Source organism: Kluyvera sp. CHPC 1.2972, assembly GCF_036759925.1.
Taxonomy (GTDB): Bacteria; Pseudomonadota; Gammaproteobacteria; order Enterobacterales; family Enterobacteriaceae; genus Kluyvera.
Genome location: NZ_JAPKIB010000041.1, coordinates 1 through 1,160, shown reverse-complemented (window position 1 = coordinate 1,160; position 1,160 = coordinate 1). Strand labels below are relative to the sequence as shown.

The following is a 1,160-nucleotide window of genomic DNA, read 5'->3' as shown; positions in this document are numbered from 1 at the left end:
TCAACAGGCCGGTGGGCCGTTAGTATCATCAATATCAGTATTCGCAAAACCAGATCAGTGATTCTTTAAACCGGTGTATTTCTGCCGTTATGCTACATAAGTTTGCTGTCGTGCCGTTAGGGCCCAGGCTATTCTGGCCAGCTTGTTTGCCAGAGCACAAGTGACGACAAAGTTGCTTTTCCTACACAGTAGATCCCTGACCCAATCGGCCAATTTGCCAGACTGGTGTTCCAGTTTTTGTATGAATACCCTGGCACATTGAACCAACAAAGTTCGGATCTTTTTGTTACCTCGCTTACTAATTCCCAGCAATGTCGTCCGACCTCCCGTGCTGTACTGTCGAGGCACTAGCCCTGTTGCCGCCGCAAAGTCACGACTGCTGGCGTACTGCTTCCCGTCGCCAATCTCAGTTGAAATAGTACTCGCTGTCAGTGTTCCGACGCAGGGAATGCTCAGCAAGCGCTGTCCAATCTCATCTTCGTCCAACTTTCGTTTCAACTGGGATTCCAAATCTTTAATCTGCTCAACAAGATAGTGATAATGCTGTTGTAATTTCAGCAATAACTGGCTGAGGTATAGAGGCAAACTATTGTCCTCAAGAAGGGTACTCAGTCGGCTAATAACGGCAGCTCCTCGTGGAACGCTGATGCCAAATTCCAGCAGAAAAGCATGCATCTGATTGGTTGTTTTTACCTTATCCTGAACCAGGGATTCACGGACACGATGCAGCGCACGCATTGCCTGCTGAGATTCAGTTCTGGGCTGTACAAAACGCATAGACGGACGCGATGCAGCTTCACAAATAGCTTCGGCGTCGACAAAGTCGTTTTTGTTACTTTTAACGAATGGACGGACAAATTGTGGTGATATCAGCTTAGGAAAATGCCCCAACTCTTCCAACTTGCGTGCCATAAAGTGAGAGCCACCACAGGCTTCCATTGCGATGGTTGTAGCGGGGCATGTCGCCAAAAATTCGATTAACTTTGGCCGTGTAAATTTTTTACGGTAAACAGCCTTGCCGCGACGATCCTGGCAATGAATATGGAAAGAGTTTTTACCCAGATCGATACCAATGAGCGCAATGTTTTCCATGATAGTTCTCCGAATGAAAGCCTGTCCTCAGCATAGTACCGGGAAGGAGGGAGTGACCATCTCATTAA

At 47.4% G+C, this 1,160-nt stretch carries 1 protein-coding gene; it reads right to left on the bottom strand.

Annotated features, from left to right (window positions below; translation table 11 throughout):
* Positions 1 to 87 precede the first annotated feature (87 nt).
* Positions 88 to 1,092: an IS110-like element IS4321 family transposase gene (locus V6944_RS23265; RefSeq protein WP_000427620.1), complete on the bottom strand. Its 1,005-nt coding sequence runs from the start codon at positions 1,090 to 1,092 to the stop codon at positions 88 to 90.
* Positions 1,093 to 1,160 lie beyond the last annotated feature (68 nt).